The sequence below is a fragment of the Serratia sp. OS31 genome, assembly GCF_014164835.1.
Lineage (GTDB): Bacteria > Pseudomonadota > Gammaproteobacteria > Enterobacterales > Enterobacteriaceae > Serratia > Serratia liquefaciens_A.
In genome coordinates, this window is the sequence record NZ_JACJFQ010000014.1 from 22,278 (window position 1) to 48,507 (window position 26,230).

The 26,230-nt window shown below is 56.4% G+C and carries 27 protein-coding genes and 1 riboswitch; of the genes, 3 read left to right on the forward strand and 24 right to left on the reverse strand.

Features of this window, described 5'->3' with window-relative positions:
- Positions 1-24: 24 nt before the first annotated feature.
- Both H5P17_RS13425 and H5P17_RS13430 read right to left on the reverse strand, forming a co-directional pair.
- Positions 25-1,350 carry an LLM class flavin-dependent oxidoreductase gene (locus H5P17_RS13425; RefSeq protein ID WP_044548831.1) on the reverse strand — a complete coding sequence of 442 codons (1,326 nt, stop codon included), beginning with the start codon at positions 1,348-1,350 and terminating at the stop codon, positions 25-27.
- Between the two features lie 186 nt (positions 1,351-1,536).
- Positions 1,537-2,700, reverse strand: a complete 1,164-nt coding sequence (locus H5P17_RS13430) for a M20 peptidase aminoacylase family protein (RefSeq protein ID WP_182823441.1) — start codon at positions 2,698-2,700, stop codon at positions 1,537-1,539.
- A 341-nt stretch (positions 2,701-3,041) separates the two neighbouring features.
- Between H5P17_RS13430 and cspE the strand changes: the two genes are divergently transcribed.
- A complete protein-coding gene (gene cspE, locus H5P17_RS13435) occupies positions 3,042-3,251 on the forward strand; it encodes a transcription antiterminator/RNA stability regulator CspE (protein ID WP_002210315.1) in 210 nt (69 codons plus the stop codon).
- 67 nt (positions 3,252-3,318) lie between these two features.
- On the opposite strand, the gene H5P17_RS13440 is transcribed toward cspE, so the two are convergent.
- From H5P17_RS13440 to H5P17_RS13455, 4 genes are all read right to left on the reverse strand, one after another.
- Complete coding sequence (locus H5P17_RS13440) at positions 3,319-4,509, reverse strand: multidrug effflux MFS transporter (RefSeq protein WP_182823442.1); 1,191 nt, start codon at positions 4,507-4,509, stop codon at positions 3,319-3,321.
- A gap of 5 nt (positions 4,510-4,514) precedes the next feature.
- Entirely contained in the window at positions 4,515-5,111 is a 597-nt protein-coding gene (locus H5P17_RS13445; protein WP_044548850.1) for a TetR/AcrR family transcriptional regulator, read from the reverse strand.
- 298 nt (positions 5,112-5,409) lie between these two features.
- Positions 5,410-5,793, reverse strand: a complete 384-nt coding sequence (gene crcB / locus H5P17_RS13450; RefSeq protein WP_020825608.1) for a fluoride efflux transporter CrcB — start codon at positions 5,791-5,793, stop codon at positions 5,410-5,412.
- 76 nt (positions 5,794-5,869) lie between these two features.
- A riboswitch (Fluoride riboswitch) is annotated at positions 5,870-5,932 on the reverse strand.
- Positions 5,933-6,030: 98 nt separating this feature from the next.
- A complete protein-coding gene (locus H5P17_RS13455) occupies positions 6,031-7,092 on the reverse strand; it encodes a diguanylate cyclase (protein WP_044548851.1) in 1,062 nt (353 codons plus the stop codon).
- A 218-nt stretch (positions 7,093-7,310) separates the two neighbouring features.
- On the opposite strand from H5P17_RS13455, the gene tatA reads away from it, so the two are divergent.
- Entirely contained in the window at positions 7,311-7,520 is a 210-nt protein-coding gene (gene tatA, locus H5P17_RS13460; RefSeq protein WP_020825610.1) for a Sec-independent protein translocase subunit TatA, read from the forward strand.
- A gap of 95 nt (positions 7,521-7,615) precedes the next feature.
- Here tatA and lipA read toward each other — a convergent pair whose 3' ends face one another.
- From lipA to leuS, 13 genes are all read right to left on the reverse strand, one after another.
- Positions 7,616-8,581, reverse strand: a complete 966-nt coding sequence (lipA, locus tag H5P17_RS13465) for a lipoyl synthase (RefSeq protein WP_182823444.1) — start codon at positions 8,579-8,581, stop codon at positions 7,616-7,618.
- The gene (gene lipB / locus H5P17_RS13470) at positions 8,574-9,242 is read right to left on the reverse strand and encodes a lipoyl(octanoyl) transferase LipB (protein WP_044548854.1); all 669 of its coding nucleotides are present in this window, start codon (positions 9,240-9,242) and stop codon (positions 8,574-8,576) included. Before lipB ends, lipA begins: the two co-directional genes overlap by 8 nt.
- A 134-nt stretch (positions 9,243-9,376) precedes the next feature.
- A complete protein-coding gene (gene ybeD, locus H5P17_RS13475; protein WP_020825613.1) occupies positions 9,377-9,640 on the reverse strand; it encodes a DUF493 family protein YbeD in 264 nt (87 codons plus the stop codon).
- Positions 9,641-9,751: 111 nt separating this feature from the next.
- On the reverse strand, positions 9,752-10,963 hold the full coding sequence (gene dacA, locus H5P17_RS13480) for a D-alanyl-D-alanine carboxypeptidase DacA (protein WP_020825614.1): 1,212 nt from the start codon (positions 10,961-10,963) through the stop codon (positions 9,752-9,754).
- 176 nt (positions 10,964-11,139) lie between these two features.
- Entirely contained in the window at positions 11,140-12,216 is a 1,077-nt protein-coding gene (rlpA, locus tag H5P17_RS13485; protein ID WP_182823446.1) for an endolytic peptidoglycan transglycosylase RlpA, read from the reverse strand.
- A gap of 10 nt (positions 12,217-12,226) precedes the next feature.
- Entirely contained in the window at positions 12,227-13,339 is a 1,113-nt protein-coding gene (gene mrdB, locus H5P17_RS13490; protein ID WP_044548856.1) for a peptidoglycan glycosyltransferase MrdB, read from the reverse strand.
- An 8-nt stretch (positions 13,340-13,347) separates the two neighbouring features.
- A complete protein-coding gene (gene mrdA / locus H5P17_RS13495; RefSeq protein ID WP_044548858.1) occupies positions 13,348-15,243 on the reverse strand; it encodes a peptidoglycan DD-transpeptidase MrdA in 1,896 nt (631 codons plus the stop codon).
- A gap of 38 nt (positions 15,244-15,281) precedes the next feature.
- The gene (gene rlmH, locus H5P17_RS13500) at positions 15,282-15,752 is read right to left on the reverse strand and encodes a 23S rRNA (pseudouridine(1915)-N(3))-methyltransferase RlmH (protein ID WP_004949595.1); all 471 of its coding nucleotides are present in this window, start codon (positions 15,750-15,752) and stop codon (positions 15,282-15,284) included.
- A 3-nt stretch (positions 15,753-15,755) separates the two neighbouring features.
- Positions 15,756-16,073 carry a ribosome silencing factor gene (rsfS, locus tag H5P17_RS13505; RefSeq protein WP_020825618.1) on the reverse strand — a complete coding sequence of 106 codons (318 nt, stop codon included), beginning with the start codon at positions 16,071-16,073 and terminating at the stop codon, positions 15,756-15,758.
- Positions 16,074-16,262: 189 nt separating this feature from the next.
- On the reverse strand, positions 16,263-16,925 hold the full coding sequence (gene nadD, locus H5P17_RS13510) for a nicotinate-nucleotide adenylyltransferase (RefSeq protein ID WP_044548860.1): 663 nt from the start codon (positions 16,923-16,925) through the stop codon (positions 16,263-16,265).
- The gene (holA, locus tag H5P17_RS13515) at positions 16,915-17,949 is read right to left on the reverse strand and encodes a DNA polymerase III subunit delta (protein ID WP_182823448.1); all 1,035 of its coding nucleotides are present in this window, start codon (positions 17,947-17,949) and stop codon (positions 16,915-16,917) included. The genes nadD and holA overlap by 11 nt, the downstream gene beginning before the upstream one ends.
- Positions 17,946-18,506 carry an LPS assembly lipoprotein LptE gene (lptE, locus tag H5P17_RS13520; RefSeq protein ID WP_182823450.1) on the reverse strand — a complete coding sequence of 187 codons (561 nt, stop codon included), beginning with the start codon at positions 18,504-18,506 and terminating at the stop codon, positions 17,946-17,948. The genes holA and lptE overlap by 4 nt, the downstream gene beginning before the upstream one ends.
- A 14-nt stretch (positions 18,507-18,520) precedes the next feature.
- Positions 18,521-21,103: a leucine--tRNA ligase gene (leuS, locus tag H5P17_RS13525; RefSeq protein ID WP_182823452.1), complete on the reverse strand. Its 2,583-nt coding sequence runs from the start codon at positions 21,101-21,103 to the stop codon at positions 18,521-18,523.
- A gap of 390 nt (positions 21,104-21,493) precedes the next feature.
- On the opposite strand from leuS, the gene H5P17_RS13530 reads away from it, so the two are divergent.
- Positions 21,494-21,976, forward strand: a complete 483-nt coding sequence (locus tag H5P17_RS13530; protein ID WP_020825623.1) for a zinc ribbon-containing protein — start codon at positions 21,494-21,496, stop codon at positions 21,974-21,976.
- A 54-nt stretch (positions 21,977-22,030) separates the two neighbouring features.
- Here the strand turns inward: H5P17_RS13530 and H5P17_RS13535 are convergent, their stop codons facing one another.
- The 5 genes from H5P17_RS13535 to H5P17_RS13555 form a co-directional block, all read right to left on the reverse strand.
- Complete coding sequence (locus tag H5P17_RS13535; RefSeq protein ID WP_044548866.1) at positions 22,031-22,729, reverse strand: FMN-dependent NADH-azoreductase; 699 nt, start codon at positions 22,727-22,729, stop codon at positions 22,031-22,033.
- Positions 22,730-22,875: 146 nt separating this feature from the next.
- Positions 22,876-23,808, reverse strand: coding sequence for a pyrimidine-specific ribonucleoside hydrolase RihA (rihA, locus tag H5P17_RS13540; protein ID WP_182823454.1), 933 nt, complete (start codon positions 23,806-23,808; stop codon positions 22,876-22,878).
- 117 nt (positions 23,809-23,925) lie between these two features.
- Positions 23,926-24,651, reverse strand: coding sequence for an amino acid ABC transporter ATP-binding protein (locus H5P17_RS13545; RefSeq protein ID WP_020825626.1), 726 nt, complete (start codon positions 24,649-24,651; stop codon positions 23,926-23,928).
- Entirely contained in the window at positions 24,651-25,325 is a 675-nt protein-coding gene (gene gltK / locus H5P17_RS13550; protein ID WP_020825627.1) for a glutamate/aspartate ABC transporter permease GltK, read from the reverse strand. Before gltK ends, H5P17_RS13545 begins: the two co-directional genes overlap by 1 nt.
- Positions 25,325-26,065 carry an amino acid ABC transporter permease gene (locus H5P17_RS13555; protein WP_017891917.1) on the reverse strand — a complete coding sequence of 247 codons (741 nt, stop codon included), beginning with the start codon at positions 26,063-26,065 and terminating at the stop codon, positions 25,325-25,327. Before H5P17_RS13555 ends, gltK begins: the two co-directional genes overlap by 1 nt.
- Positions 26,066-26,230: the final 165 nt, after the last annotated feature.

Below are 26,230 nucleotides of genomic sequence, written 5' to 3' on the forward strand. Positions count from 1 at the left end.
CTATCCCTGAAAAAAATATTATTGTTATTGAGTAAATTGGTTCAGTGGCTGCTTCAGGCCAAGGTGATCGCGCAGCGTGTCGCCGCTGTAATCGCTGCGGAACAGGCCACGTTGTTGCAAAATGGGTACCACGCGGTCAACAAAGTGGTTGAATGAATTGGGCGTACCGCCGCTGATGATGAAACCGTCGGCGGCCTGGGTGTCGAACCAGTCTTGCAGGCCGTCGGCCACCGCTTCCGGCGTACCGCCGAATACCGGACGCGGTGAGGCCGCTTCCAGCGCCACTTCGCGCAGCGTCAGATTGCGCTCGCGGGCGTTGCGTTTGATGGCGTCGGTGGTGCTGCGAAAGCTGTTTTGCCCAAGGTCGCCAATGTCTGGGAAGGGCTCATCCAGCGGGTGGCGCGAGAAGTCATAGTGCTCAAAGTAGCGGCCCAGATAATTGAGCGCATTTTCGATGCTGACCAGGCGCGCGGTTTCCCAATACTGACGCTCCACGTCTTCATTATCGTCACCGACGATCACGCTGACGCCCTGGAAGATCCGCAGGTCATCCGGTTCACGCCCCTGTTCCACCAGCTGTTTTTTGACGTCCTGATAAAATGCCTGCGCCTGTTGTTGCGATTCATGATGGGTGAAAATGGCATCGGCGTGTTTGGCGGCCAACTGCTTGCCGTCTTCCGAAGCGCCCGCCTGGAACAGGATCGGACGGCCCTGAGGTGTGCGGCCGATATTCAGTGGCCCCTGCACCGAGAAGAACTCCCCCTGATGGTTCAGGGTATGCAGTTTTCCGGCGCTGAAAAATTCGCCGCTCTGCTTGTTACGCACGAAGGCGTCGGTTTCCCACGAGTCCCACAGCCCTTTGGTCACGTCGAGGTATTCGCTGGCAATGCGGTAACGCAAGCTGTGTTCCGGATGTTCGGTACGCGAGAAATTCTTCGCCGATCCTTCCAGTGGCGAGGTGACAACGTTCCAGCCCGCCCGGCCTTTACTTAGATGATCGAGGCTGGCGAACTGGCGCGCCACGGTAAAGGGATCGCTGTAGGAGGTGGATAGTGTGCCCACCAGGCCGATTTTGTCGGTGGCGGCGGACAGGGCGGCAAGCAGGGTTAGCGGTTCAAAACGATTAAGGAAATGCGGGATGGACTTCTCATTGATATATAAGCCGTCGGCAACAAACACGAAATCCAATTTACCCTGTTCGGCTTTCTTTGCCGTGGCAATATTAAAATCGAGATTAATACTGGCGTCGGCGGTGGCATCCGGATGCCGCCATGCGGACATATTTCCCGACGCGCCATGCAAAATGGCGCCAAGACGCAATTGCCGTTGATTATTCGCACTGTTGCTCATTGCTTTCACCCTGTTAAATGCCGGTGTGGCGCTCTCTTTAGAGCTTCCACTATTGATTAGCGTCATCAGGATGTAAAACAACAAAACAGCATATTCAAATGTTGAAAATAGCAAATATAACGGTGAGGGAAATAATAAATCGCGGCGCAGAATACTCTGCGCCGCGAAATAATAATCAGGCAGGTTTTACACGTTGCTGGTGGCTTTTTCCGGCACCGTGGTTAATTGTTGCAGCGTGCGCTCCGCCAACAGTTCGAAATATTGTGAAGCGGGGAAAATCGCCTGTTCATCCGGATTGAAACGCGGATGGTGCAGGCCGAACTCGCTCGCCGAGCCGATGCTGACGAACACGCCAGGGACATGGTGCAGATAAAGCGCGAAGTCTTCACCCCCCATTTGCAATTCTGCCTCTTCCACCCGGTAGCCCGCTTCGGCCGCGACGGTTTTACTGAACGCAGCCCAGCGCGGGTCATTGACGACGGCCGGCGGTCCGGCCTGCCAGCGCAGCTCTGCTTCGGCGCCTAACGAGGCGGCTACGCCGTTAATCACCTGGCGGATTTTATCCGGTACCTGACGGCGAACTGCATCACTGTGGGTGCGCACCGTGCCTTCCAGCTCCACGGTTTGCGGCAAAACGTTCCAGGTATTGCCGCCTTCGATGCGTGTGACGCTCACCACCAGGGATTCCAGCGAACTGAAGCTGCGGCTGGGCAGGGTCTGGAGGGCGGTGACAATCTGGCTGGCGGTGACGATGGTATCGACCCCTTGCTCCGGCTTGGCAGCGTGCGCGCCCTTGCCGGTGATTAGGATCTGGAAACGATCGACGTTGGCATAAAATGCGCCTGCACGGGTGGCAAAGGTACCTGTTGGCAATTCTGGCGCGTTATGTAAGCCGAATACCGCAGCCACGTTATCCAAAGCACCGGCATCGATCAGGTGTTGGGCACCGTTAAAGGTTTCTTCTGCCGGCTGGAAGAAAATACGCACCGTACCGGGCAGGGTAGATTCGCGCACTTTTAATAAGTGGGCGGTGCCAAGCATCACTGAAGTGTGGAAATCATGCCCACAGGCGTGCATCACGCCGCTGTTTTGCGAGCTGAACGGCACGCCAGAAATTTCTTCGATCGGCAAGGCGTCTATATCGCCGCGCAAGGCAATGATCGGTCCCTTGCCACTGCCGATTTCGGCCACCACGCCGGTCTTCAGCCCGAGCGGCAAAATACGGATACCGGCCTCTTCCAGCCAGCGGGTCAGGCGGGCGGTCGTGGCAAACTCGTGGTTGGACAGCTCAGGGTTCTGATGCAGTTCACGGCGGTAGGCGATGATTTTTTCGGCCAGTTGGCTGGTCATAGTCTTGGCTCACAGTGGTTAATAAGTTCTAACCCTAGTGCAGGGCGGCCGGAAGCAAAAAGACTGTCTGGTTATATTTCATAGCGATTGTGTCTGCATCAGGCCGTCAATGCGCGTTGACGGCCGATCAAACAGGCGTTCGACCGCTGTTCGCTGGGGTTTAGAGAGGATTGGGCTGCCCGTGACGGCAATGGCCAAAGGGGCGGGCGGTTTACAGCGGCGGAGACGGATTTTTTCACTTTTTATCGTTTTTATGTGATCCAGGTTGTGGACAAAATCCCGTCTAATTGCTGTACTGGACACACGTTTTGTGTCTTACATTCACGTTAAAGGTAAGTTTGATGTCTAAGATTAAAGGTAGCGTTAAGTGGTTTAATGAATCCAAAGGCTTCGGCTTCATTACTCCGGAAGATGGTAGCAAGGACGTTTTCGTTCACTTCTCTGCCATCGCTAGCAATGGTTTCAAAACTCTTGCTGAAGGCCAGCGTGTAGAATTTGAAATCACGAACGGTGCCAAAGGGCCATCTGCTGCTAACGTTATCGCTATCTAAGCTACAGTAGCCGAAATTCTTAAAACCCGCTCCCTGAGCGGGTTTTTTATTGCCTTTTTACGGCGATTTACGCCTGTGGTTTGCGTACCAGCAGCTTAAACAGCAGGATGGCGATGGCATAACAGCCGACAATGGTTAGCGCCATCGACACGCTGGAGGTGCCGCCCAGGCCGGTAAGCGGCACGCTGCAGGCACCCAGAGCGAACATGCTCACGCCAATCAACGCAGAGGCGCTGCCGGCTTTGTCTCCCTGACTTTGCATCGCCAGGGAAGACGCCGTAGGACCTACGATGCCGATCACCGCTACCGAGAAGAACAGCGGCACCAGCAACAGCGTCAATGGGGCATGCAGGCTGGCGGCCAGCAACAGCAGCAGCGAGGAAACCGCGGCCAGCGTTAAACCGCCTTTCAGCACCTTTCTTTCACCCCAATGTATGCTCAGGCGACTGGAGACCTGCGCCGAGATAATCAACCCGACGCCGTTGATGGCGAAGCACAGGCTGAACATCTGCGGGCTGAGGCCGTAAATCTGTTGCAGCACAAAAGGAGAGGCGCCGATGTAGGCGAACATCCCGGCCATCACAAAGCCTTGCGTCAGGCACAGGCCCATAAATTGGCGTTGGGTCAGCAAGCCGCCCAGCGACTGCAGCATCGCCAATATCCCGCCCTGGCTGCGACGTTCCGCGGGCAGTGACTCGTTCAGCTTCAAACTGGCTAACGTAAACAACAGCACTGCGATCCCTGCCAGTACGCCGAAAATTCCTCGCCAGTCCATGAACTGCAACATGGCGCCCCCCAGCACCGGCGCAACGATCGGCGCCAGGCCGTTAACCAGCATCAGCAAGGCGAAGAAACGTGTCAGTTCATGCCCGGAATAGAGATCTCGGGCGATAGCGCGTGAAATCACAGCGCCGCCGGCACCGGCCAGTCCTTGCAACAGGCGGGCAACCAGTAACTGGTCGATATTCGGTGCCAGCGCACACCAGAGGGAAGCGAACAGCAGCAGCGCTAACGAAACCAGCAGCGGACGCATGCGGCCGAGCTTGTCGCTGTAAGGGCCGAAAATCAGCTGGCCGACACCCAGCCCTAACAGGCCGGCCGTCAGGCTGAGCTGTGCCGTGGCGGTAGAGGTTTTCAGCTCTCCGGCCATCTCCGGCAGGGCGGGCAGGTAGAGATCGATGCACAGCGGCCCCAGTGAGGCGAGCAGGCCAAGCACGAGCGCGTACACCAGACGTTGTCTGGCTAATTGTCTGGTCATAAGGATTAAGGTTTCCTGAACAGGTGAGAGATAGCTTGTTGGTATAGGCCGTTCAGCAAGCTGACGTCGGCCTTTTGTGTGGTGAGCATGCGATAACCGGTGCCTTCGCTCAACACCGCGACAAATTCTACCCTGGCGGCAATTTCCTGCTCGCTGAAATACGGGTAGAGCCGACGCAGGCTTTGGCAAACATGATGGAACAAGCGCGTTTCCGCATCGCTGAGCATTTTAGCCACCGTTGGATTACGGGTGGCTTCAGCGGTCACTTCCAGCATCAGCATGTGATCGGTTTCTGTTTCGCCCGGCTGCTGAAACAGGCTGCGTGCCGCCAAAGTGCCGGCGATCAGGTTGATATGATCGCCAAGATCTTCCAGCCGCTGCATTTTACTGGCAATGATGCGGTTGACGATCTCTTCGATGATGGCGTCTTTATTGTCGAAATAGCGGTAGATCTGGCCAACGCTCAGCTGCGAGGCATGCGCGATTTGCGCCATGCTGGCGGCGTGAAAGCCGTGCTGGCGAAAGCAGAGTTTTGCAGCGTCGACAATCTGATCGCGGCGGGCCTGCACTTTAGCCTGCTTGCTGTCGCTGGTGGATATCATGTCCCGATCCTTTGCCAAGAAATGTGTTGTTCACCTTCTGGGTGTGAACGTTCATTCTCAATTGTAATGCAACAACGGCAATAGGCAATAGGGCAACTGTAAAGGCGGGGAAGCGCTGCGGTTTAGGCGAACAGATAAACCTTGATAAAGGCGGCAACAACCAGCAGGCACAGCAGGGTTGCGGCAACTTCAGTGACGGTTCTTGGCAGGCTTGGCATCTGAGTTCTCATCCAGTTGGGGTGACTGGATGAGATTATGCGCACGGGAGATTAAGGAAACATTAAGGCAACGAAATCACTTATTGCCCGTTGACCCAAATGACCAGCATAAACGCCAGCAGGGTCATCGCCAGCGACCCTGCCAGGTTGAGCAGCATATTGCCCAGCGCCCAGGCGAAACGACCATCCTGCAGCAAATACACCACTTCCAGAGAAAAGGTGGAAAAGGTGGTGAGGCCGCCGCAAAAACCGGTGGTAATCAGCAGCTTCCAGGTTGGATCCAGATGCGTCATCCGGGTGAATATCGCCATAGCCAGGCCGATGATAAAACCGCCCAGCAGGTTCACCGCCAGCGTCCCCAGCGGAATGTGCGCGTTCAGCGGGTTCATCTTCATGCTTATGGCCCAGCGCAGCACGCTGCCGACACCGCCGCCAATAAAAACTGCCAGTAAAGAACTCAACATGGTCGAAACTACCTTTCATTCAAGGGGAAATAAAACTCAGAAAGGTTCAGGCGTAACGCTACGCACCCCTCTGAGAGGTTACGTAGACATCATCAGCCTGTGAGGGCGGTTATGGAGGAATGTCATCTCCGTTGTTCGGCACGGCTGTTTAGCTGCGCATAGGGGATGTTACACCTAGCGCAGCCCGTTTTGTAGTAGCAAAAGTGACAGAAAAAGCGCAAATCGTCACTCTGGGCGTCAATGGCCGGGTACGGCCAGCTCCAGGCGATTGCGGCCGTTGTTCTTCGCACGGTACAACGCATTGTCTGCGGCCTTAAGCCAGTCCAGGTAGCCACTCATCTCGCCGTGATAATCCGCAATGCCGGCGCTGATGTTGAGCCGAAGCTGCGGGGCTTCGCGAAAAATGACCTCGTTCAGCCGTTCCTGTATGCGTAACAGCGCGATGCTGGCCTGCTCGGCGCTGGTGTTGGGCAGCACTGCGCCAAATTCGTCGCCGCCGTAGCGCCCAACGATATCCACGGCGCGCAGGCCGATTAACAGCTCTTCCGCCAGCACGGCCAGCGCTTCGTCACCCAGCGCATGGCCGAAGGTATCGTTGATGGTTTTGAAGCGATCGATATCCATCAGGATTAGGGTTGCGGTGTGCTGATAGCGGCGGCAACTGTCAAATTGATGATGCAGCAAATGCTCCCAGTGGCGGCGGTTGTACAACCCGGTAAGCCCGTCGCGCATGCTGATGCGCAGCAGCTCCTGTTTTTTCTCCGCCAGCCGCTTTGCCGTGCGGTAGGTGACTAACCCCAGCAGCACCGGATAGAGGTAGATCATTGGCAGGCACAGGTAGACCTGCAGCGCCGTGCTTTCCGGCTGAAAGGGGAAGCCCATCAGGGCGCCGATGGTCAGGGCGCCGGCCAGCTGTGCCATGAGGCCTTTGAAGAACAGCGGTTTACCCGCAGCGGCAATGTTGTTCATTCCCATCATCGATAAGATAACCACCGACGGCAAGGCATTGAAGGCCATCATCGCCACCCACAGGCCGCCGAAAAACGAATCGAGCAGCAGGTTACGGATTTCGGCCTTGAACGGTTGGGGGGAACGTCGTGCCCATTGGTAGGCAAGGTGCGGCCAGATAAAACCGTGCGAAATAAGCAGTACCCACAACCAAGGGGCGGTGTTTTGCGTGTAGAAAACTGAAAATACGCACAGGGAGCCGATGCCCAACCCGACGATACGCGGCAGGTAGGTGCGTCTGGCAAAGCTAAGGCCGGATCTTCGGGTATCTATGACTGATGGTTTGTACATCCGGCAACTCCATGATGAGCAGGGTGACAGCGTACCACGCGGCTTCTAAACTCAGAATAGTCTGATTAATGTCCAGTGCGGATAAAATCGAGCCGTGGCGGGGATCTCACTCTGTTACATGTTGCTGTTGTCTTGCTCCGGAGAAAGTAGGTAAATACCCACAGGCAAGGTTTGTTTTCTCGCTGCGTGCGCAGCGCTATATGAATAAGAAGGTGAGTATGGAAGGGATCAGTATTACCAAACTTCTGGTGATTGCGGTGTTGATCATCTTGCTGTTCGGTACCAGCAAACTGCGTACTTTGGGCGCGGATTTGGGGGCTGCGCTGAAGGGCTTTAAAAAGGCCGTGGGCGACGATACCACCCCACCGCCGGCCAACACGGCAGAAAGCCAGGCCAACCCGCAGAGCGTCGAAAAGAAAGACGTTTAATCACGCTTTCTGCCGGGCAATAAAAAACGGATGCCGCGAGGACATCCGTTTTTTGCCGTTTCCGCAGAGGGAAACGTAACAAATCATTGCTGCGGTTACTTGACTTCCATCCCTTTAGCCTGCAAATCGGCATGGTAGGAAGAACGAACAAACGGACCGCAGGCAGCATGGGTAAAGCCCATTGTCATCGCTTCTTCTTTCATTTCATCGAATTCGGCCGGGCTGACGTAACGCTGCACCGGCAGGTGGTGACGGCTTGGCTGCAGGTACTGGCCCAGGGTCAACATGGTGACGCCGTGGCGACGCAGATCGCGCATTACCTCAACGATTTCCGCATTGGTTTCCCCTAGGCCGACCATCAGGCCAGACTTGGTTGGGATATGCGGATGCGCTTCCTTGAACCGCTCCAGTAGCTTCAATGACCATTCGTAGTTAGCGCCCGGACGCACCTGGCGGTAAACACGCGGCACGTTTTCCAGATTGTGGTTAAACACGTCCGGCGGCGTTTCGGTCAAAATTTCCAGTGCGCGATCCATACGGCCGCGGAAGTCAGGCACCAGCGTTTCAATCTTGATGGTCGGGTTTTTAGCGCGGATGGCAGAGATACAGTCGGCAAAGTGCTGGGCACCGCCGTCACGCAGATCGTCGCGGTCAACCGAGGTGATCACCACATAGCGCAGGCCCATGTCGGCGATGGTCTGAGCCAGTTTCTCCGGCTCGTTGGCATCCGGGGCCACCGGGCGGCCGTGGGCCACGTCGCAGAACGGGCAACGACGAGTACAGATAGCGCCCAGGATCATAAAAGTGGCGGTACCGTGGTTGAAACACTCAGACAGGTTCGGGCAGGAAGCTTCCTCGCACACCGAATGCAGACCGTTTTTACGCATTGCGGCTTTAATGCCCTGAATGCGCGTAGAGTCGGCAGGGAGTTTGATTTTCATCCACTCGGGTTTACGCAACAGCTCCTGCCGTTCGGTGACCACCGTTTTAATCGGGATCAACGCCATTTTGTCTGCATCGCGGTATTTGACGCCGCGTTCCATCTGAATTGGTTTACTCATAATCGTGCAGGTTCCAGTTACGAAGCTCGACCTTCGGGTAGCCGAGTAAATGAACAAATTCCTGTACCAGGACGGGGTGTACGTCTTCTATGCCGACGCCGGGCGCCAGCGCGCTGACCTGCGCCATCTGCATGCCGGCGTAACCGCAAGGGTTGATACGCTGGAAAGGGGTGAGATCCATGGCCACATTCAGGGCCAGGCCGTGGAATGAACTGCCTTTGCGGATCCGCAAACCCAACGAACAGATCTTTTGCTCCCCTACGTAAACACCGGGCGCATCCGGACGGGCACGCGATTCAATGTGAAAGTGGGCGAGGGTATTAATAACGGTATCTTCGATAGCCGTGACCAGTTGGCGAACGCCAACCTTGCTGCGTTTCAGATCGACCATCACGTACATCACCTGTTGCCCCGGCCCGTGGTAGGTTACCTGGCCACCGCGATCGCTCTGGATCACCGGAATGTCACCCGGCATTAACAGATGCTCCGCTTTACCGGCCTGGCCCTGGGTAAATACGGGCTGATGCTGAACCAGCCACAGCTCATCGGGCGTGGTTTCGGTTCGGCGATCGGTGAAGTTGTGCATGGCTTGGGATACAGGCTCGTAGGGCTGCAACCCCAGCTGACGCAAAATGATCTTGTCTGGTTGCAAAAGAGTCATCGTCAGGTTACAGAAGTGGTAAAGCCATTATACCGGGCGCTCTGGCCCGCGACCAGCATTTCGCTGACCAAAAATGCGCAACCCGGGCAGAGGATGCTCTGGCCCGGGCTGAAAAGTAGAGGATTGTGCTGGAATTACAGCACCATGCGGACAATTTCAAGGTTGCCCAACTCATCATATAAGGTTTCCACCTGGTCGATATGGGTGGCATTGATGGTGATGGACACGGAGTGGTAATTGCCTTTGCTGCTAGGTTTAACCTGCGGGTTATAATCCCCAGGAGCGTGGCGCTGCACCACTTCAACCACCTGGTCTACCAGCTCGGGTTGTGCCAGGCCCATTACCTTGTAGGTAAATGAGCAAGGGAATTCGAGCAGTTCGTTCAGTTTAGTTTTCATGTGCGCTCCAGAGTGCGGCTATCGATATAGCGAGTCTATAAATTATAACTCCCGCCGGAGCGGGAGTTAATGTTAATCAGTATATGGGGGCAATTTTGCCCATTTCAACTGTTAACCGAACCAGTGGTGGAACATCAGTTTGATGTAATCCACGATACGGCTGAAGAAACCGCCTTCTTTCACTTCGTTCATCACCACCAGCGGACGCTGATCGATGGTTTTACCGTCCAGCTGGAAGTTGATGCTGCCGACAACCTGGTTTTTAGCCAGTGGCGCATGAATTTCCGGGGTGTTCAGCACGTAGCTGGCTTTAAGATCTTTCATGCGGCCGCGTGGGATGGTCAGGTAAACGTCTTTGTCTACGCCCAGCTCAACGCGATCTGCATCGCCGAACCAGACTGGTTCAGACGCAAACTCTTTGCCCACTTTCAGTGGCGCAACGGTTTCGAAGAAGCGGAAGCCCCAGGTCAGCAGTTTCTTGCTCTCGGTTTCGCGACCTTTATAAGTCCGGCCACCCAGCACCGCGGAGATCAGACGCATCTGGCCTTCGGTAGCGGAAGCGACCAGGTTGTAGCCCGCGGCGTCGGTATGGCCGGTTTTGATGCCGTCCACGTTCAGGCTGGTATCCCACAGCAGACCGTTACGGTTCATCTGGCGGATGTTGTTGAAGGTGAACTCTTTTTCTTTATAAATTGCGTATTCGTCCGGCACGTCGCGGATCAGCGCCTGGCCGATCAACGCCATATCGCGTGCGGAGCTGTACTGACCCTGAGCGTCCAGGCCATGTACCGTTTGGAAGTGGGTGTTTTGCAGGCCCAGCTTGCTGACGTAGGTGTTCATCAGGTTAACGAATGCGTCCTGGCTGCCGGCCACGTAGTCGGCCATGGCCACGCAGGCGTCGTTACCGGACTGCAGGTTGATGCCGCGGGTCAGCTTGGAGACCGGTACGCGGTCGCCAGGCTTCAAGAACATCAGGGAAGAGCCTTTGAATACCGGGTTGCCGGTCGCCCAGGCATCTTGACCTACGGTCACCAGATCTTCCTGGCCGATTTTGCCGGCTTTCAGCGCTTGACCGATGACGTAGCTGGTCATCATTTTTGTCAGGCTGGCAGGATCACGGCGCGCATCGGCGTTCATTTCCGCCAAAACTTTACCGGAATTGTAATCAATCAGGACGTAGGATTCCGCATCGATCTGCGGCACGCCTGGGATCATGGTCTTGATATTAACGTCATCGGCATGCGCAACGGTGGTTGCACTCATCGCGATAACGGTGCCGAGCGCTATGCTCTTGATTAAGCGAAAAGAAGTTACTTGTTTCATGATCGAGACTACAACATCCATGAGGGTAAAGTTAAAAACGAGCCACACTATAACAGATGAGATCCCGGCAGGCATTAGCCAATCCTCTGACTCATCACGCTTTACAAGCTTTTGCTGAAAGAAAATGTTTCAGCTAAAAGTCAGCTTATCGGTCGTGATTGTCCGCCGGTCTACGTTTAAGGTGCGGCAGTGACAAAAGATTGTTGCTGCGCTTCAGTGGCCAGACGCTGCTGCAGCTGAGCCGCTTGTTGACGGTCGCTGAACGGGCCGAGCTGAACGCGGTAAACGCTGCCGTTGGCGGCAACCTTACCCGGTACGCCAAATTTTTGACTCAGGCTTTGTTGCCAGCTCTGCGCGCGTTCGGCACTGCTCAACGCGCCGACCTGTACCACATAGCCGCCTGCTGAAGAGGCGCTGCTTGCGGCAACGGCTGCGGTCGCGGCGACCGGTGCGACAATGGCGGCGGGTTCAGGCTCGGAGCCTTCCAATACGCCAGCCGGTACGGCGCTTGGCGCACCGAGAAAGCCACTGCGGCTATTGCCGGCGGTGCTTGCCGGGGCGGCATCGCCGGTATTCAGGTTGCTGTTGTCAATCGGGCGCACGGCGGCACCGCTGGCCACCGGGGCGTCCTGCTGAATTGGGGTTCCCATGCTGCTGGAGCCCAGATCCGGGCGAGCGGGGAGGGCATAGCTTTGTTTGGCGACGGTGGTGCCGATGGTGCCAGGGCCACTGAGGGTGCCATCGGGAGCAACGTTGATAAAATCAACCTTGACCTTGGTGTTGTTGGACAGGTTCAGACGATCGGCGACGGCTCGCGACAAATCGATAATGCGACCTTTGGTGTAAGGCCCGCGATCGTTAACTCGCACCACCAACTGGCGGCCATTGGCCAGGTTGGTCACGCGTACGTAGCTTGGGATTGGCAGCGTCGGGTGCGCGGCGGTCAGGCCGTTAGGATCGAACTGTTCCCCCAGCGCGGTGGTATTGCCCCTGGCTTCTTCGCCATAGGAACTGGCCAGACCGGTCTGCGAGAAGTTCTGAGGATCTTTCACAATGCGGTAAGTCTCGCCATTAACCTTATAATCCTGAAGGTTATTAGGGTTATAGGGTTCATATTGAGGCTCAACGCCACCGATTTCCACCACCGGTCCGTTATACGGCTGCTGCGGCGGCGCTTGCTGTTCCGTGGTCGGGGCGGTACAGGCGGAAAGCAACACCGCAACTACGCCGATCCAAAGCCATTCCTTACGCATTACTCACCCCTTATAAACTTTTAGACATCATTTTCCGATGCGTGTGGATCGACATGATAATGCCGAACCCAGCCATAAGCACAATCAGCGCCGACCCCCCGTAACTGACCAGAGGCAAAGGTACGCCAACTACCGGCAAAATACCACTGACCATACCAATGTTAACAAACACATAAACGAACAAAATCAGCATCAGCCCGCCGACCATCACTCGGCCGAAGGTGGTTTGCGCCTTGGCGGCGATCATCAGCCCGCGGATAATCACCAGCAGGTACAGCGCCAGCAGCACCAGTACCCCGATCAGCCCCAGCTCCTCGGCCAGCACCGCGAAGATAAAGTCGGTGTGGCGCTCCGGCAGGAATTCCAGCTGTGACTGGGTGCCATGCAGCCAGCCTTTACCGGACAAGCCGCCTGAGCCGATGGCAATTTTCGACTGAATAATGTGGTAACCGGCGCCAAGGGGGTCGGTTTCCGGATCGAGCAGCATCATGACGCGGTCGCGCTGATAGCCGTGCATCAGGAAGAACCACAGCACCGGGATAAAGGCCGCCAGCAGCACGGCGGCTACGGCGATCAGCTTCCAGCTCATGCCGGACAGGAACAGCACGAACAGGCCGGAGGCGGCGATCAGAATCGAGGTGCCCAAATCCGGCTGCGCGGCAACCAGCAGCGTCGGCAGGAAAATCAGCACCAGCGCAATGGCCGTATTCTTCAGCGAAGGGGGGCAGACGTCGCGGTTCATAAAGCGCGCTACCATCAACGGTACCGCGATTTTGGCGATCTCGGACGGCTGGAAGCGCACGAAGCCGAGATCCAGCCAGCGCTGTGCGCCTTTACTGATCTGGCCGAAGGCGTCCACTAAAATCAGCAGTATCACGCAGAAAATATACAGATACGGCGCCCAGCTTTCATAGACCCGCGGCGGGATTTGCGCCATGACGGCCATGACGATCAACCCCATGACAATCTGGCCGATCTTGCGCTCCATCATGCCGATGTCCTGGCCGCTGGCGCTCCACATCACGAAGGCGCTGTAGACCAGCAGGGCCAGAATTAGCAGCAGGAATGTAGGGTCGATATGGATTTTGGTCCAGATCGACGCTTTTTGTTGGCTTTCAGTCATGTTCTACCTTAATCACCTTCTACACCGGGCGGCAGCGGAGCCGCGTCCGGTAATTGCGTATTGTTGTCGCCCAGCAAGATATGGTCGAGGATCTGACGAGTGATCGTCCCGACCGCTGGACCGGCACCGCCGTTTTCCAGAATGATGGCGACCGAAACCGTCGGATTATCGAAGGGAGCGAAGGCCGTCATCAGTTTGTGGTCACGCAGGTGCTCTGCGAGTTTGTGGGCGTTATAGGTTTCGTAACCGAATACCTGTGCGGTCCCCGATTTCGCCGCGGCTTTGTATGGTGTACCTGCAAAGTACTTGCGCGCCGTCCCGTTCGGGCGGTTGGCCACGCCATACATGCCGTCTTTGGCAATTTCCCAGAAGCCGGAATGAATATCGCCGATCTGCTTGCTTTCTTCCTGCTGGAAAGGGACCAGCACGCCATTGATGCGGGTGCTCTGCAGCAGGTGTGGCGTTTTGACGTTGCCGTCGTTAATCAGGGTGGTCAGCGCCTTGGCCATCTGGATCGGCGTCGCCGTCCAATAACCCTGGCCGATACCTACCGGAATGGTGTCCCCCTGATACCAGGGCTTTTTATAACGTTTGAATTTCCAGTCGCGGGTCGGCATCAGGCCGGAACGCTCTTCGGACAGATCGATGCCGGTATATTCGCCGTAACCGAACTTGGTCAGCCAGGTTGACAGGCGATCGATGCCCATGTCGTAAGCGACCTGGTAGAAGAAGGTATCCGCAGATTCTTCCAGCGCTTTGGTGACGTTCAGGCGGCCGTGGCCCCATTTTTTCCAGTCGCGGAAGCGTTTTTCCGAGCCGGGCAGTTGCCACCAGCCGGGATCGAAGACGATGGTGTTCTTGGTGATCACTCCGGCGCTGAGCGCCGAAACGGAAATATAAGGCTTCACCGTGGATGCCGGTGGATAGAGCCCCTGCGTTGCACGGTTGATCAGCGGCCGGTTCGGATCGTTGAGCAGCCCCTGGTAATCCTTGCTGGAGATGCCATCGACGAACAGGTTCGGGTCATAGCTGGGGTTGGACACCATAGCCAGAATGCCGCCGGTGCGAGGATCGCTCACCACCACTGCCGCACGGCTGCCCACCAGCAACTGCTCGATATAGCGTTGCAGGTTGAGATCCAGCGTCAGATAGACGTCTTTGCCGGCGGAAGGCGGCTGCTCATGCAATTGACGGATCACCCGGCCACGGTTATTGACTTCAACCTCTTCGTAGCCGGTTTTGCCATGCAGAGTTTCTTCGTAATAGCGTTCGATACCCAGCTTGCCGATATCGTGGGTCGCGGCATAGTTGGCCAACTTGCCGTCTTTATCCAGGCGTTCGACGTCGCGGTCGTTGATCTTCGACACGTAGCCGATCACATGGGTCAGGGCGGAGCCATAAGGGTAATAGCGACGCTGATAGCCTTTGACCTCTACGCCGGGAAAGCGGAACTGGTTAACCGCAAAACGCGCCACTTGCACTTCGGTCAGGGCGGTTTTCACCGGGATAGAGACGAAACGACGCGAGCGCTTGCGCTCTTTTTCGAAGTTGACGATGTCGTCATCGGTTAAATCGACCACCGAACGCAGCGCCTGCAGCGTGGCTTTCAGATCATCGACCTTTTCCGGCATCAGTTCCAGTTGGTAAATGGTGCGGTTGAGCGCAAGCGGGGTGCCGTTGCGATCGTAAATAATGCCGCGGCTGGGGGCGATCGGCACCAGTTTGATGCGGTTTTCGTTGGAGCGGGTGCGGTAATCCTCAAAGCGGACGATTTGCAGATTATACAGATTGGCGATGAGGGTGCCGGTCAGCACCAGGATGACCAAGAACGCCACCAGGGCGCGGCGTACAAACAGGGCAGATTCAGCCGTATAGTCGCGAAAAGGGTTACGTTCTATTTTCATCCCGCTGCTTTATTTCACTCTGTCACTATTACCACCGGTTATTCCCGGTGGTAAGGATGATTTGTTGTAATGCTCCAGGCGCGATAGAGGCTTTCGGCCACCAGCACGCGCACTAAAGGATGCGGTAATGTCAACGGTGAGAGCGACCAACTCTGTTCGGCGGCGGCCTTGCACGCCGGGGCCAGCCCTTCCGGGCCGCCAATCAGCAGGCTGACGTTGCGGCCGTCCTGCTTCCAGCGTTCGAGTTGTTGCGCCAACTGCGGCGTTTCCCACGGCGTACCGGGGATATCCAGCGTGACAATGCGATTGCCTTTGCCTACCGCAGCCAACATCTGCTCGCCTTCCTTTTCCAGAATGCGTTTGATATCGGCATTCTTGCCGCGCTTGCCCGCCGGGATTTCGGTCAGCTCAAACGGCATGTCTTTGGGAAAGCGGTGCAGATAATCCATAAAACCGGTCTGCACCCAGTCTGGCATTTTAGTGCCGACGGCTACCAGTTGCAGTTTCACCGTTTAGCTCCAGAGTTTTTCCAGCTCGTACAACTGACGGCTCTCTTCCTGCATCACGTGAACGATCACGTCACCCAGGTCGACAACGATCCAGTCGGAGGCTTCCTGGCCTTTCATGCCGAACAGTTCCATACCGGCGGTGCGAGCTTCCTGCACCAGGTGGTTGGCGATCGACATCACGTGACGGGTAGAGGTCCCGGTGCAGATGATCATGCAATCGGTGATGCTGGATTTGTCTTGTACATCCAGAGCGATAATGTCTTGGCCTTTCAGGTCATCAATTTTATCGATGACGAAATCTTGGAGCGCTTTACCTTGCAAAGGTTCCCCCTCGGGTGTGTTCTGTTCATTCGACTGCGGCGGGCAATTTACCCGTTTTGCGGCCTGAATCAATGATAAGTCGGCAGGATGCCGCTGAAAGCCAGCTGGTGACTGCCCGGCCAGCTAAGGATTCCGGGGTTTTCAGCGAATACCTGAAAAATAGCGGCGCAGTATATCACGCGGCTGTTGCTAGCGATATAAACCCTGTAACTCGATATAGCGCTGGACTGAACGCGGCAACAGGTCGTCACAGTTGAGTCCCTGATGGCGGCGCTGACGAATTTCCGTGGCCGAAATCTCCAGCTGCGGCGTATCGGCCAGATAAATAAATCCGTGAGGATGCCGGCTGAGCTGGGCGGGATCGCTCACCTGATGTCGCTCCAGCCACTGCTGCAGCTCAGGCGTATCCATGCGATCGTTGTAACCAGGGCGAGCCAACACCAGCAGATGACAGGTGTCCAGCAGCGACTGCCAGCGGTGCCATTTGTGCAGCGTCAACAGCGAGTCCTGGCCAATGATAAACGCCAGAGGCAAGGCGGCGCCACGTTCTTTACGAATGGCCTCCAGCGTCTCGATGGTATAGGAAGGGGTGGTGCGATGCAGTTCACGATCGTCAACCGCAAACAACGGGTTACCGGCAATGGCCAATTCCACCATTTTCAACCGCTGCTGAGCATTCGCTTCGGGCTGAGGGCGGTGTGGCGGAACGTGGTTCGGCAGCAGCGTGACCCGGTTCAGACCAACCTCTGCGGCCAGCGCTTCCACCGGCCGCAGGTGGCCGTAATGGATAGGGTCGAAGGTGCCGCCAAACAGGGCGTGCAGGACGGGAGTGCCTTGCGGATTAGTGGACATCTGAAAAACTCGTGGCCAAAGGTTTGCCGCACAGCAGCATCGACAGGGTTTCCAATTCAGACCAGACCGACTGGCCGTAATCCTGCTTCAGGGTGATTTCTATCTGCGCGAGCAGATGAACCGCTTGCCGCAGCTGGGCACCGGACAGCCGTTGCAGTGCCTGAGTCACCAGGTTACGGCGGTTTTGCCAAACCTTGTATTGGTCGAACAGCGTACGCAAAGGCACTGAAGTCATGCGGCGTTGCAGGTTCAGCAACTGCAGCAGTTCCCGTTGCAGGGTTCGCAGCAGGATCACCGGCTCGACATCTTCCTGCTGCATCTGCTGCAGAATATGCCAGGCGCGTTTGCTTTTTCCGGCCAACAGGGCGTCCAGCCAGTGGAATGGCGTGAAGTGGGCGGCATCGTTGACCGCCAGTTCAACGCGCGGCAGCGTGAGTTTGCCGTCCGGATGCAGCAACGACAGCCTCTCCAGCGCCTGCGACAGCGCCAGCAGGTTGCCTTCGTAGCAGTAACACAGCAGTTGATTCGCCGCGTCGTCCAGTTCCAGCTTCAGGGTTTTGGCTCGTTGAGCGACCCAGCGAGGTAGCTGCGCCTGTTCCGGCGTCTGGCAACTGACGTAAGCGCCGTGCGGACTGAGCGCCTTGAACCAGGCGCTGTTTTCTTGCGCTTTGGTCAGGCGTGGCCCACGCAGCATCAGCAAAATGTCGTCATGCAGCAGTGCGGCCAGTTTGATCAACTGTTCGCCGATCGGTGCCGTCGGCCCGTTTTCCGGGAAGATCAGCAGCAGCGTCTGACGGCTGGCGAACAGGCTCATGGCCTGACAGATGCTGAAGATGGCATCCCAATCGGTATGGGCGTCCAGCGAAATGCTGTAGTGCTCGGTGAACTGCTGCTCTTGGGCCGCGTGGCGGATCAGATCCTGGCTTTCCTGCAGCAGCAGCGGCTCGTTGCCACTCAATAAATAACAAGCGCGCAGCCCCTCTCGGAGCTGCGCGGCAAGTTGTTCAGGGTAAATACGAATCATTGATCTACGCGACTGGCCGCTTTTTCACCGGCGGCAGCGGCTTTCTGTTGGGTTTCTTCTTCCGCTGCGTGCACCGTCAGCAGCTTACGTACCAGCTGTTGGGCGGCCTGCTCGCGCATTTCCTGGTGAATGATGTCCTGTTCGGAATCTTTTGCCAATGCGGTCAGCGGGTTATCGAAGAACGAACGGAAAACTTTCACGTTCAGCGGATACAGGTCGTGACCCGGGATCAACACCTGTGCCTGCACGGTCAGCACCAACTGGTACTCTGCGGTTTTACCGTCCTGGAAGATAGAGGCGGTATCCTGGCTCTCCGTAGCGCCAATGATGCGCAGGGAAGGGAGATCCTTACGCTTGGCATCCTTGACGATGGTCACGTCGCTCAGACGCAACTGCTCACGCACCGCGCGGGTCAGCGGACCATAAGGATCCGAGCTGTCCAGCAGCAGCGTCTTCATTTCCGAAGGGACCTGCGTGGTACCACGCAGGTGAAAACCGCAGCCGGCGGTGACCAGCACCGCCAACCCCAGCAACAACGTCAAAATACGATGTCGCACAACGCCTCCTTGTGTTAACCCACAACCAGGTTAAGCAATTTGCCCGGAACATAGATCACTTTACGAACCGTGACCCCGTCCAGATATTTAGCGACCAGATGTTCCTCGGCGGCACGCGCGCGTACCTGCTCTTCGGTTGCATCGGCAGCCACGGTGATTTTAGCGCGAACCTTACCGTTGACCTGCACCACCACCAGCTTGGAGTCTTCGACCATGGCCTGCTCGTCGGCTTGCGGCCAGGCTGCGGTATCCACATCGCCTTCACCGCCCAGCGCCTGCCACAGTGAGAAGCACACGTGCGGAGTGAACGGATACAGCATGCGAACTACTGCCAACAGCGCTTCCTGCAGCAGGGCGCGATCTTGCTCACTCTCTTGCGGTGCACGGGCCAGCTTGTTCATCAGCTCCATCACGGCGGCAATCGCGGTGTTGAAGGTCTGACGACGGCCGATATCGTCGGTCACTTTGGCAATGGTTTTGTGCAGATCGCGACGCAGCGCTTTCTGATCTTCATTCAGCGTTGCCACGTTCAGCGGCTGAACTGCGCCTTTTTCCAGGTGTTCGTAGGCCAGTTTCCACACGCGTTTCAGGAAGCGGTTTGCCCCTTCTACGCCGGATTCCTGCCATTCCAGCGTCATTTCTGCCGGTGAAGCAAACATCATGAACAGACGGACGGTATCTGCACCGTATTTCTCTACCATCACCTGCGGGTCGATGCCGTTGTTTTTCGACTTCGACATTTTGCTCATGCCAGCATAGACCAGTTCACGACCTTGTGGATCGGTGGCTTTGATAATGCGGCCTTTGTCATCACGTTCAACGTTGGCGTCGACCGGGGAAACCCAGACGCGTTCGCCGCTGTTGCCGGTGTAATAGAAGGCGTCTGCCAGCACCATGCCCTGGCACAGCAGGCGTTTTGCCGGCTCGTCAGAGTCGACCAGGCCCGCGTCACGCAGCAGCTTGTGAAAGAAACGGAAATACATCAGGTGCATGATGGCGTGTTCGATGCCGCCGACATACTGATCGACCGGCAGCCAGTAGTTGGCGGCAGCGGGATCCAGCATCCCCTGGTCGTACTGCGGGCAGGTATAGCGCGCATAGTACCAGGATGACTCCATAAAGGTGTCGAAGGTGTCGGTTTCGCGCAGCGCCGGTTGGCCGTTAACGGTGGTTTTTGCCCACTCGGGATCGGCTTTGATCGGGCTGGTAATACCGTCCATCACCACATCTTCCGGCAGGATCACCGGCAGTTGGTCTTCCGGGGTTGGCATTACGGTGCCGTCTTCCAGCGTGACCATCGGGATTGGTGCGCCCCAATAACGTTGGCGGGAAACGCCCCAGTCGCGTAGACGGTAGTTGACCTTGCGCTGACCAACGCCTTTGGCGACCAGTTTGTCGGCGATAGCGTTGAAACCGTCCTGGTGATCCAGACCGTCAAACTCGCCGGAGTTGAACAGCGTGCCTTTCTCGGTCATCGCTTCGGCTTGTACATCCGGTTGGCTGCCGTCGAGCGCCAGGACCACCGGTTTGATCGGCAAGCCGTATTTGGTGGCGAATTCCCAGTCGCGCTGATCGTGAGCCGGAACCGCCATCACCGCGCCGGTGCCGTATTCCATCAGCACAAAGTTGGCAACCCAAATCGGCACTTGCTCGCCGGACAGCGGATGGATGGCGAACAGGCCGGTCGGCATGCCTTTTTTCTCCATCGTCGCCATTTCGGCTTCGGCCACTTTGGTGTTGCGGCATTCTTCGATAAATTCAGCCAGCGCCGGGTTGTTCACCGCGCCTTGCTGCGCCAAGGGGTGACCTGCGGCAACGGCCACGTAGGTTGCGCCCATAAAGGTGTCGGGACGGGTGGTGTAAACCGTCAGCTTTTCGTCGCTGCCCGCTACGTCAAAGGTGATATCCACCCCTTCGGAGCGGCCAATCCAGTTGCGCTGCATGGTTTTCACCTGTTCTGGCCAGCTTTCAAGCGTGTCCAGATCGTTGAGCAGTTGATCGGCGTAGTCGGTGATTTTGATAAACCACTGCGGGATCTCTTTACGCTCAACCTTGGTGTCGCAGCGCCAGCAGCAGCCGTCGATCACCTGTTCGTTGGCCAGCACGGTCAGATCGTGCGGACACCAGTTCACCGCGGAAGTCTTCTTGTAGACCAGGCCTTTTTCGTACAGCTTGGTGAAGAACCACTGTTCCCAACGGTAATAGTCCGGATCGCAGGTGGCTATCTCGCGATCCCAGTCATAGCCGAAGCCCAGCAGTTTCAGCTGGTTCTTCATGTATTCGATATTGTCATAGGTCCACGGAGCCGGTGCGGTGTTGTTTTTAACCGCAGCGCCTTCCGCCGGCAGGCCGAACGCATCCCAGCCGATAGGCTGTAGCACGTTTTTACCTAGCATGCGCTGATAGCGCGAGATCACGTCGCCGATAGTGTAGTTACGAACGTGCCCCATGTGCAGACGGCCTGATGGGTACGGCAGCATGGATAGGCAGTAATACTTTTCCTTGCTCGCATCTTCGGTAACCTTGAAAGTTTGCTTCTCTTCCCAGTGAAGCTGTACGTTCGATTCTATGTCTTCTGGACGGTATTGCTCTTGCATGGCGGCTGGTGGTCCTGTAGGTGTAAAACAGCTACATCCGTAGCATTCTGTTGTGCGTACCCTATGGATTTCATGTTGCGGCTAGGCGGCCAGCTCGTTCATCCTCAGGCGCTTACTTTAGTAAGTAACTGGGGTGAGCGAGTGCAGGTAACAACGCTGCAACTTGAAATACGACGGGTATACTTATAGATCCGCATAGCATAGCTGATAAGACCTCTTTGCAACAACACCAAGCGCCCGACTCGACGTATTTAAAAAATACCGGCCATGATATGACTCACATCCTGAGGAACCCATGTCTTGCCAAGTGACATCAGCAATTTACGGCTAAAATGATAAGGGATAGTTTAGGCGGTAAGCCCAGTCACGTAAGTTCATCGAGGAGAGATTATGAACAAGGTTGCTCAGTACTACCGCGAATTGGTGGCATCTCTGACGGAACGCCTGAAAAATGGCGAGCGTGATATTGACTCGCTGGTCGCGAGCGCAGAAAAACGGCTCAACGAAGCGGGTGAACTGACGCGCGACGAAGTTGAGCAGGTTACACAGGCGGTACGGCGCGATCTGGAAGAGTTCGCTCGCAGTTATCAGGAAAGCCGGGACGAGTTTACCGACAGCGTTTTCATGCGGGTCATCAAGGAGAGCCTGTGGCAGGAGCTGGCGGATATTACCGACAAAACCCAACTGGAATGGCGCGAGGTGTTTAAGGACGTCAGCCACCATGGCGTTTACCACAGCGGTGAGGTTGTCGGGCTGGGCAATCTGGTGTGCGAGAAATGCCACCATCATTTGGCGTTTTACACGCCGGAAGTGCTGCCGCTGTGCCCGAAATGCGGTCATGACCAGTTCCAGCGTCGGCCTTTCGAACCTTAAGCTTGCTGCGCGCCCTGGCCTCTCCGCTAGAAAAGGTCAGGGCAGGCGCTGCGCTTAGCCGAACAGTTTTTTCATCAGGTTGCCAAGAAAGCTTCCGCTGGCCGGGGCCGTAGCCACTTCAGGCTGAGGGACGGGGGTGCTGTCGATTTTGGCCGGCACTTTCTGCGCCACCGCCACCCGGCTTTCCTGAGCGGTTTTTTCTGCCGCTTCAGGGCCGTAAGCAAAGCCTTCCGCCAGCACGAACTCGACGTCGGTAATGCCGATAAACGCCAGGAACAGCTTCAGGTACGGCGTGATCAGATCGGTTGGCGTATCCGCGTGGATACCGCCGCGGCTGGAGATCACAATCGCTTTCTTGCCGGTGACCAGACCTTCTGAGCCTTCAGAGGTGTAACGGAAGGTTTGGCCGGCGCGCGCCACCAGGTCGAAATAGATTTTCAACTGCGTCGGGATGTTGAAGTTGTACATTGGTGCGCTGATGATAATGGTGTCGTGCGATTTCAGCTCGGCGATCAGTTCATCGGAAAGTGCCAGCGTCTTTTGCTGATGCGGCGTTAAAGGCTTGTCACCGGCGCTAAACCCGCCAATCACTTCGCCATCCAGCTCCGGCAGGGTCGGGTTGGCCAAATCACGAACCGTAAAGCTGTCATTAGGGTGTGCTTCATGCCACTGTTGAACAAAAAAATCGACCAATTTTCCAGACTGGGAGTAATCACCCAGGATACTCGATTTCAGGACCAGTATACGACTCATTGGGCTATCTCCAGGCTTGGTCTAAGGTGTCAGCGATGCTGTGCGTTTAACTGCATCTTAGAGGCAAGCCTGGGCCAGTGATAGCGTAAAAATTCGCTGAGTTAAATCAAAAATATTGAATGTTAGGGCTGTTTCCCGCCCGGTGGTCAATAGCGGGCTACGCGCTCGGCCAACAGATCGATAAAGCCTTCACGATCGATATCGGTCAGTACTTCAACGTTGGCCGGCTTGCCGTTCTGGCCGAAGATATCTACTACGGTCATGCCGAGGGTATATTCCCCTTTGGTTTCCACGCCGACCCAGCGTTCGATACTGCCAAACAGCTGTGGCGCCAGCAGCCAGGCGATAGTGCAGGGATCGTGCATCGCGGCACCGGGCAGCCTGCGCGGATGGCTAAGGTACAGCGGCAGGTAGAAGTCGAGCATTTCGGCCACCGCCTGCGCCACCGGATTGTTTATCCGGCGGATGCGTTCGATATCCTGCGGCAGCACCAGTGCCTGGTGGGTCACGTTCAGCCCGGCCATGGTCAGCGGCACGCCGGATTTCAGCACCATTTCGGCGGCTTCGGGATCGACATAGATGTTGAACTCGGCCACCGGGGTGGTGTTGCCGGCATTCATGCCTCCCCCCATAAACACGATGCGTTCAATGTTGCCTTTTAGCTCTGGGTGTTGGGCCAGCAGCAGGGCGATATTGGTCATGGGGCCGGTGACCACCAGCGTGATCGGCTGTGGACTGCTGCGTAGCAGGCTGGCGATCAGCTCTACAGCAGTTTGCGCCACCGGCTTGATGGCGGGCGTTGGCAGATGGGTATTGCCCATGCCGGTTTTGCCGTGAACGTAGTCGGCAATCACCAGGTCTCGCATCAACGGCGCGGCGGCACCGGCAGCGACGGGAATGTCTTCACGCTTCATCAACGTCAACAGACCCAGCGCATTATGCAGCGTTTTTTCCGGCGTCTGGTTACCGGCGGAGGTGGTAATGGCTTTAACGTCCAATTCTGGTGAACTCAGCGCCATGGCAAGGGCAATGGCATCGTCCAGGCCGGGGTCGCAATCGATGATGATAGGGCGGGGCATGTTTATCTCCTTATTTGTTATCCAGTGAGCATCGGATCAAAATCGGAGAGAAACAAGTGCTTTTAGTGCCGGAAAGAGGGAATGAAACTGCGCCCCGGGCGGGGCGCAGGCGAGGCATCAGTGCAGGATTTTCGCCAGGAAGTCCTTCGCGCGTTCGGACTCCGGATTGTTGAAGAAGTCATCTTTATTGCGGTCTTCGACGATTTTGCCTTCATCCATAAAGATCACCCGGTTCGCCACTTTACGGGCAAAGCCCATCTCGTGGGTTACCACCATCATGGTCATGCCTTCATTGGCCAGTTCGACCATAACGTCCAGCACTTCGTTGATCATTTCCGGATCGAGCGCCGAAGTGGGCTCATCGAACAGCATGGCGATAGGATCCATGCACAGCGCCCGGGCGATAGCCACGCGTTGCTGCTGGCCGCCGGAAAGCTGGCCGGGGAACTTGTTGGCGTGGGCGGTCAGGCCGACGCGTTCCAGCAGCTTCAGGCCTTTCTCGCGGGAGGCGTCTTTATCGCGCTTAAGCACTTTCACCTGCGCCAGCGTCAGGTTATCGATGATCGACAGGTGCGGGAAAAGCTCGAAGTGCTGGAATACCATACCGACCTTGGAACGCAGCTGCGCCAGATTGGTTTTCTTGTCGTTGACCGGGGTACCGTTCACCAGGATATTGCCCTGCTGGATCGGCTCCAGACCGTTGACGGTTTTGATCAGGGTAGACTTGCCCGAGCCTGAAGGACCGCAGACCACCACCACCTCGCCTTTTTTTACTTCGGTGGTGCAATCGGTCAGAACCTGAAAGTGACCGTACCACTTAGAAACATTTTTCAGGGATATCATCAAACAGTCCTTTTCTTCAAATAGCTTACCAGCGCCGAGGCGGCGAGACTGATAACAAAGTAGACAAAGCCGGCAAACAGGATCATTTCAACCTGGGTGCCGTCGCGCTCGCCAATAGTCGAGGCGGTACGGAAGAAGTCAGCCAGGCTCAGTACGTACACCAGGGAGGTATCCTGGAACAGTACGATGCCCTGGGTCAGCAGCAGCGGCACCATGGCGCGGAACGCCTGCGGCAGGATCACCAGCTTCATTGACTGCCATTGGGTCATGCCCAGTGCCAGCGCGGCGGAGGACTGGCCGCGGGAGATGCTGATGATACCGGCGCGGATAATTTCCGAGTAATAAGCCGCTTCAAACAGGGAAAAGGCTACCATAGCCGAAATCAGGCGAATATCGGTTTTCGGCGACAGCCCTAGAACCTGTTGTAATAAGCTTGGAACTACCAGATAGAACCACAGCAGCACCATCACCAGCGGGACGGAGCGGAACAGGTTGACGTAAACGGCAGCGAACCAGCTGATCGGTTTGATGGGCGACAAGCGCATTACCGCCAGAACGGTTCCCCACAGAATACCGACGACGATGGCGGTCACGGTGATCTTCAGCGTGATCAACAGGCCCTGTAGCAGATAAGGGAAACTTGGGACAATCGATGCCCAGTCAAATTCGTACATTATTTACTCCCCAAGTTGCCGGGCAACTGCACTTTTCTCTCTACCAACCGCATAAACAGCATGATCACGGCGTTGATGGCGATATAGGCCAGCGTAATTGCGGTAAAGGATTCATAGGCATGCGCAGAGTAGTCCAGCAGTTTGCCGGCCTGGGCAGCCATGTCGACCAACCCGATAGTGGAAGCGATGGCGGAGTTTTTGACCAGGTTGAGCATTTCCGAAGTCATCGGCGGCACAATCACCCGGTAGGCATTCGGCAACAGCACGTAGCGGTAGGTTTGCGGCAGCGTCAGGCCCATCGCCAACCCGGCCGCTCTTTGACCGCGCGGCAGTGACTGAATGGCGGCACGTACCTGCTCGCAGACGCGAGCGGCGGTAAACAGCCCGAGGCACAGCATCGAGGAAACAAAGAATTGCACGTTGGGATCGAGTTCGGTTTTGAACCACATGCCGATATTTGCCGGCAGCAGTTCCGGGATCACCAGATACCAGGTAAAGAATTGGACGATCAGCGGCACATTACGGAACAGTTCGACGTAACAGGTACCGAGGGTGGAAAGAAAGCGGTTGGGCACGGTACGCAAAATACCGAATAGCGAACCGACAAAGAAAGCGATAATCCATGCACAGACGGAGAGGGCTACCGTGACCTGAAAGCCGGACCAAATCCAGCCGAGGTAGGTGGTATTCCCAAACGGGGCCTGCTGCAGGAAGATACCCCAGTTCCAATCTATTGACATAACAAACTCCGTTAAGCGGGCGCAGAGCGCCTAAAGATTGATGACTATTCAACGCCGAGGGCACCGCGGCCAGTCGGGCTGACTTATGTGTGCGGGCATCGGTAATGCGTTATGGGAAAAATACGGGAGGGGAACGGCCTCCCGTATTCCTGTCTGTCCTAGCCA

Bases quoted from the DNA above. Each gene is read 5' to 3' on its own strand.
- H5P17_RS13425 (WP_044548831.1), bottom strand. From the start codon at position 1,350: ATGAGCAACAGTGCGAATAATCAACGGCAATTGCGTCTTGGCGCCATT.
- H5P17_RS13430 (WP_182823441.1), bottom strand. From the start codon at position 2,700: ATGACCAGCCAACTGGCCGAAAAAATCATCGCCTACCGCCGTGAACTG.
- cspE (WP_002210315.1), top strand. From the start codon at position 3,042: ATGTCTAAGATTAAAGGTAGCGTTAAGTGGTTTAATGAATCCAAAGGC.
- H5P17_RS13440 (WP_182823442.1), bottom strand. From the start codon at position 4,509: ATGACCAGACAATTAGCCAGACAACGTCTGGTGTACGCGCTCGTGCTT.
- H5P17_RS13445 (WP_044548850.1), bottom strand. From the start codon at position 5,111: ATGATATCCACCAGCGACAGCAAGCAGGCTAAAGTGCAGGCCCGCCGC.
- crcB (WP_020825608.1), bottom strand. From the start codon at position 5,793: ATGTTGAGTTCTTTACTGGCAGTTTTTATTGGCGGCGGTGTCGGCAGC.
- H5P17_RS13455 (WP_044548851.1), bottom strand. From the start codon at position 7,092: ATGTACAAACCATCAGTCATAGATACCCGAAGATCCGGCCTTAGCTTT.
- tatA (WP_020825610.1), top strand. From the start codon at position 7,311: ATGGAAGGGATCAGTATTACCAAACTTCTGGTGATTGCGGTGTTGATC.
- lipA (WP_182823444.1), bottom strand. From the start codon at position 8,581: ATGAGTAAACCAATTCAGATGGAACGCGGCGTCAAATACCGCGATGCA.
- lipB (WP_044548854.1), bottom strand. From the start codon at position 9,242: ATGACTCTTTTGCAACCAGACAAGATCATTTTGCGTCAGCTGGGGTTG.
- ybeD (WP_020825613.1), bottom strand. From the start codon at position 9,640: ATGAAAACTAAACTGAACGAACTGCTCGAATTCCCTTGCTCATTTACC.
- dacA (WP_020825614.1), bottom strand. From the start codon at position 10,963: ATGAAACAAGTAACTTCTTTTCGCTTAATCAAGAGCATAGCGCTCGGC.
- rlpA (WP_182823446.1), bottom strand. From the start codon at position 12,216: ATGCGTAAGGAATGGCTTTGGATCGGCGTAGTTGCGGTGTTGCTTTCC.
- mrdB (WP_044548856.1), bottom strand. From the start codon at position 13,339: ATGACTGAAAGCCAACAAAAAGCGTCGATCTGGACCAAAATCCATATC.
- mrdA (WP_044548858.1), bottom strand. From the start codon at position 15,243: ATGAAAATAGAACGTAACCCTTTTCGCGACTATACGGCTGAATCTGCC.
- nadD (WP_044548860.1), bottom strand. From the start codon at position 16,925: ATGTCCACTAATCCGCAAGGCACTCCCGTCCTGCACGCCCTGTTTGGC.
- holA (WP_182823448.1), bottom strand. From the start codon at position 17,949: ATGATTCGTATTTACCCTGAACAACTTGCCGCGCAGCTCCGAGAGGGG.
- leuS (WP_182823452.1), bottom strand. From the start codon at position 21,103: ATGCAAGAGCAATACCGTCCAGAAGACATAGAATCGAACGTACAGCTT.
- H5P17_RS13530 (WP_020825623.1), top strand. From the start codon at position 21,494: ATGAACAAGGTTGCTCAGTACTACCGCGAATTGGTGGCATCTCTGACG.
- H5P17_RS13535 (WP_044548866.1), bottom strand. From the start codon at position 22,729: ATGAGTCGTATACTGGTCCTGAAATCGAGTATCCTGGGTGATTACTCC.
- rihA (WP_182823454.1), bottom strand. From the start codon at position 23,808: ATGCCCCGCCCTATCATCATCGATTGCGACCCCGGCCTGGACGATGCC.
- H5P17_RS13545 (WP_020825626.1), bottom strand. From the start codon at position 24,651: ATGATATCCCTGAAAAATGTTTCTAAGTGGTACGGTCACTTTCAGGTT.
- gltK (WP_020825627.1), bottom strand. From the start codon at position 25,325: ATGTACGAATTTGACTGGGCATCGATTGTCCCAAGTTTCCCTTATCTG.
- H5P17_RS13555 (WP_017891917.1), bottom strand. From the start codon at position 26,065: ATGTCAATAGATTGGAACTGGGGTATCTTCCTGCAGCAGGCCCCGTTT.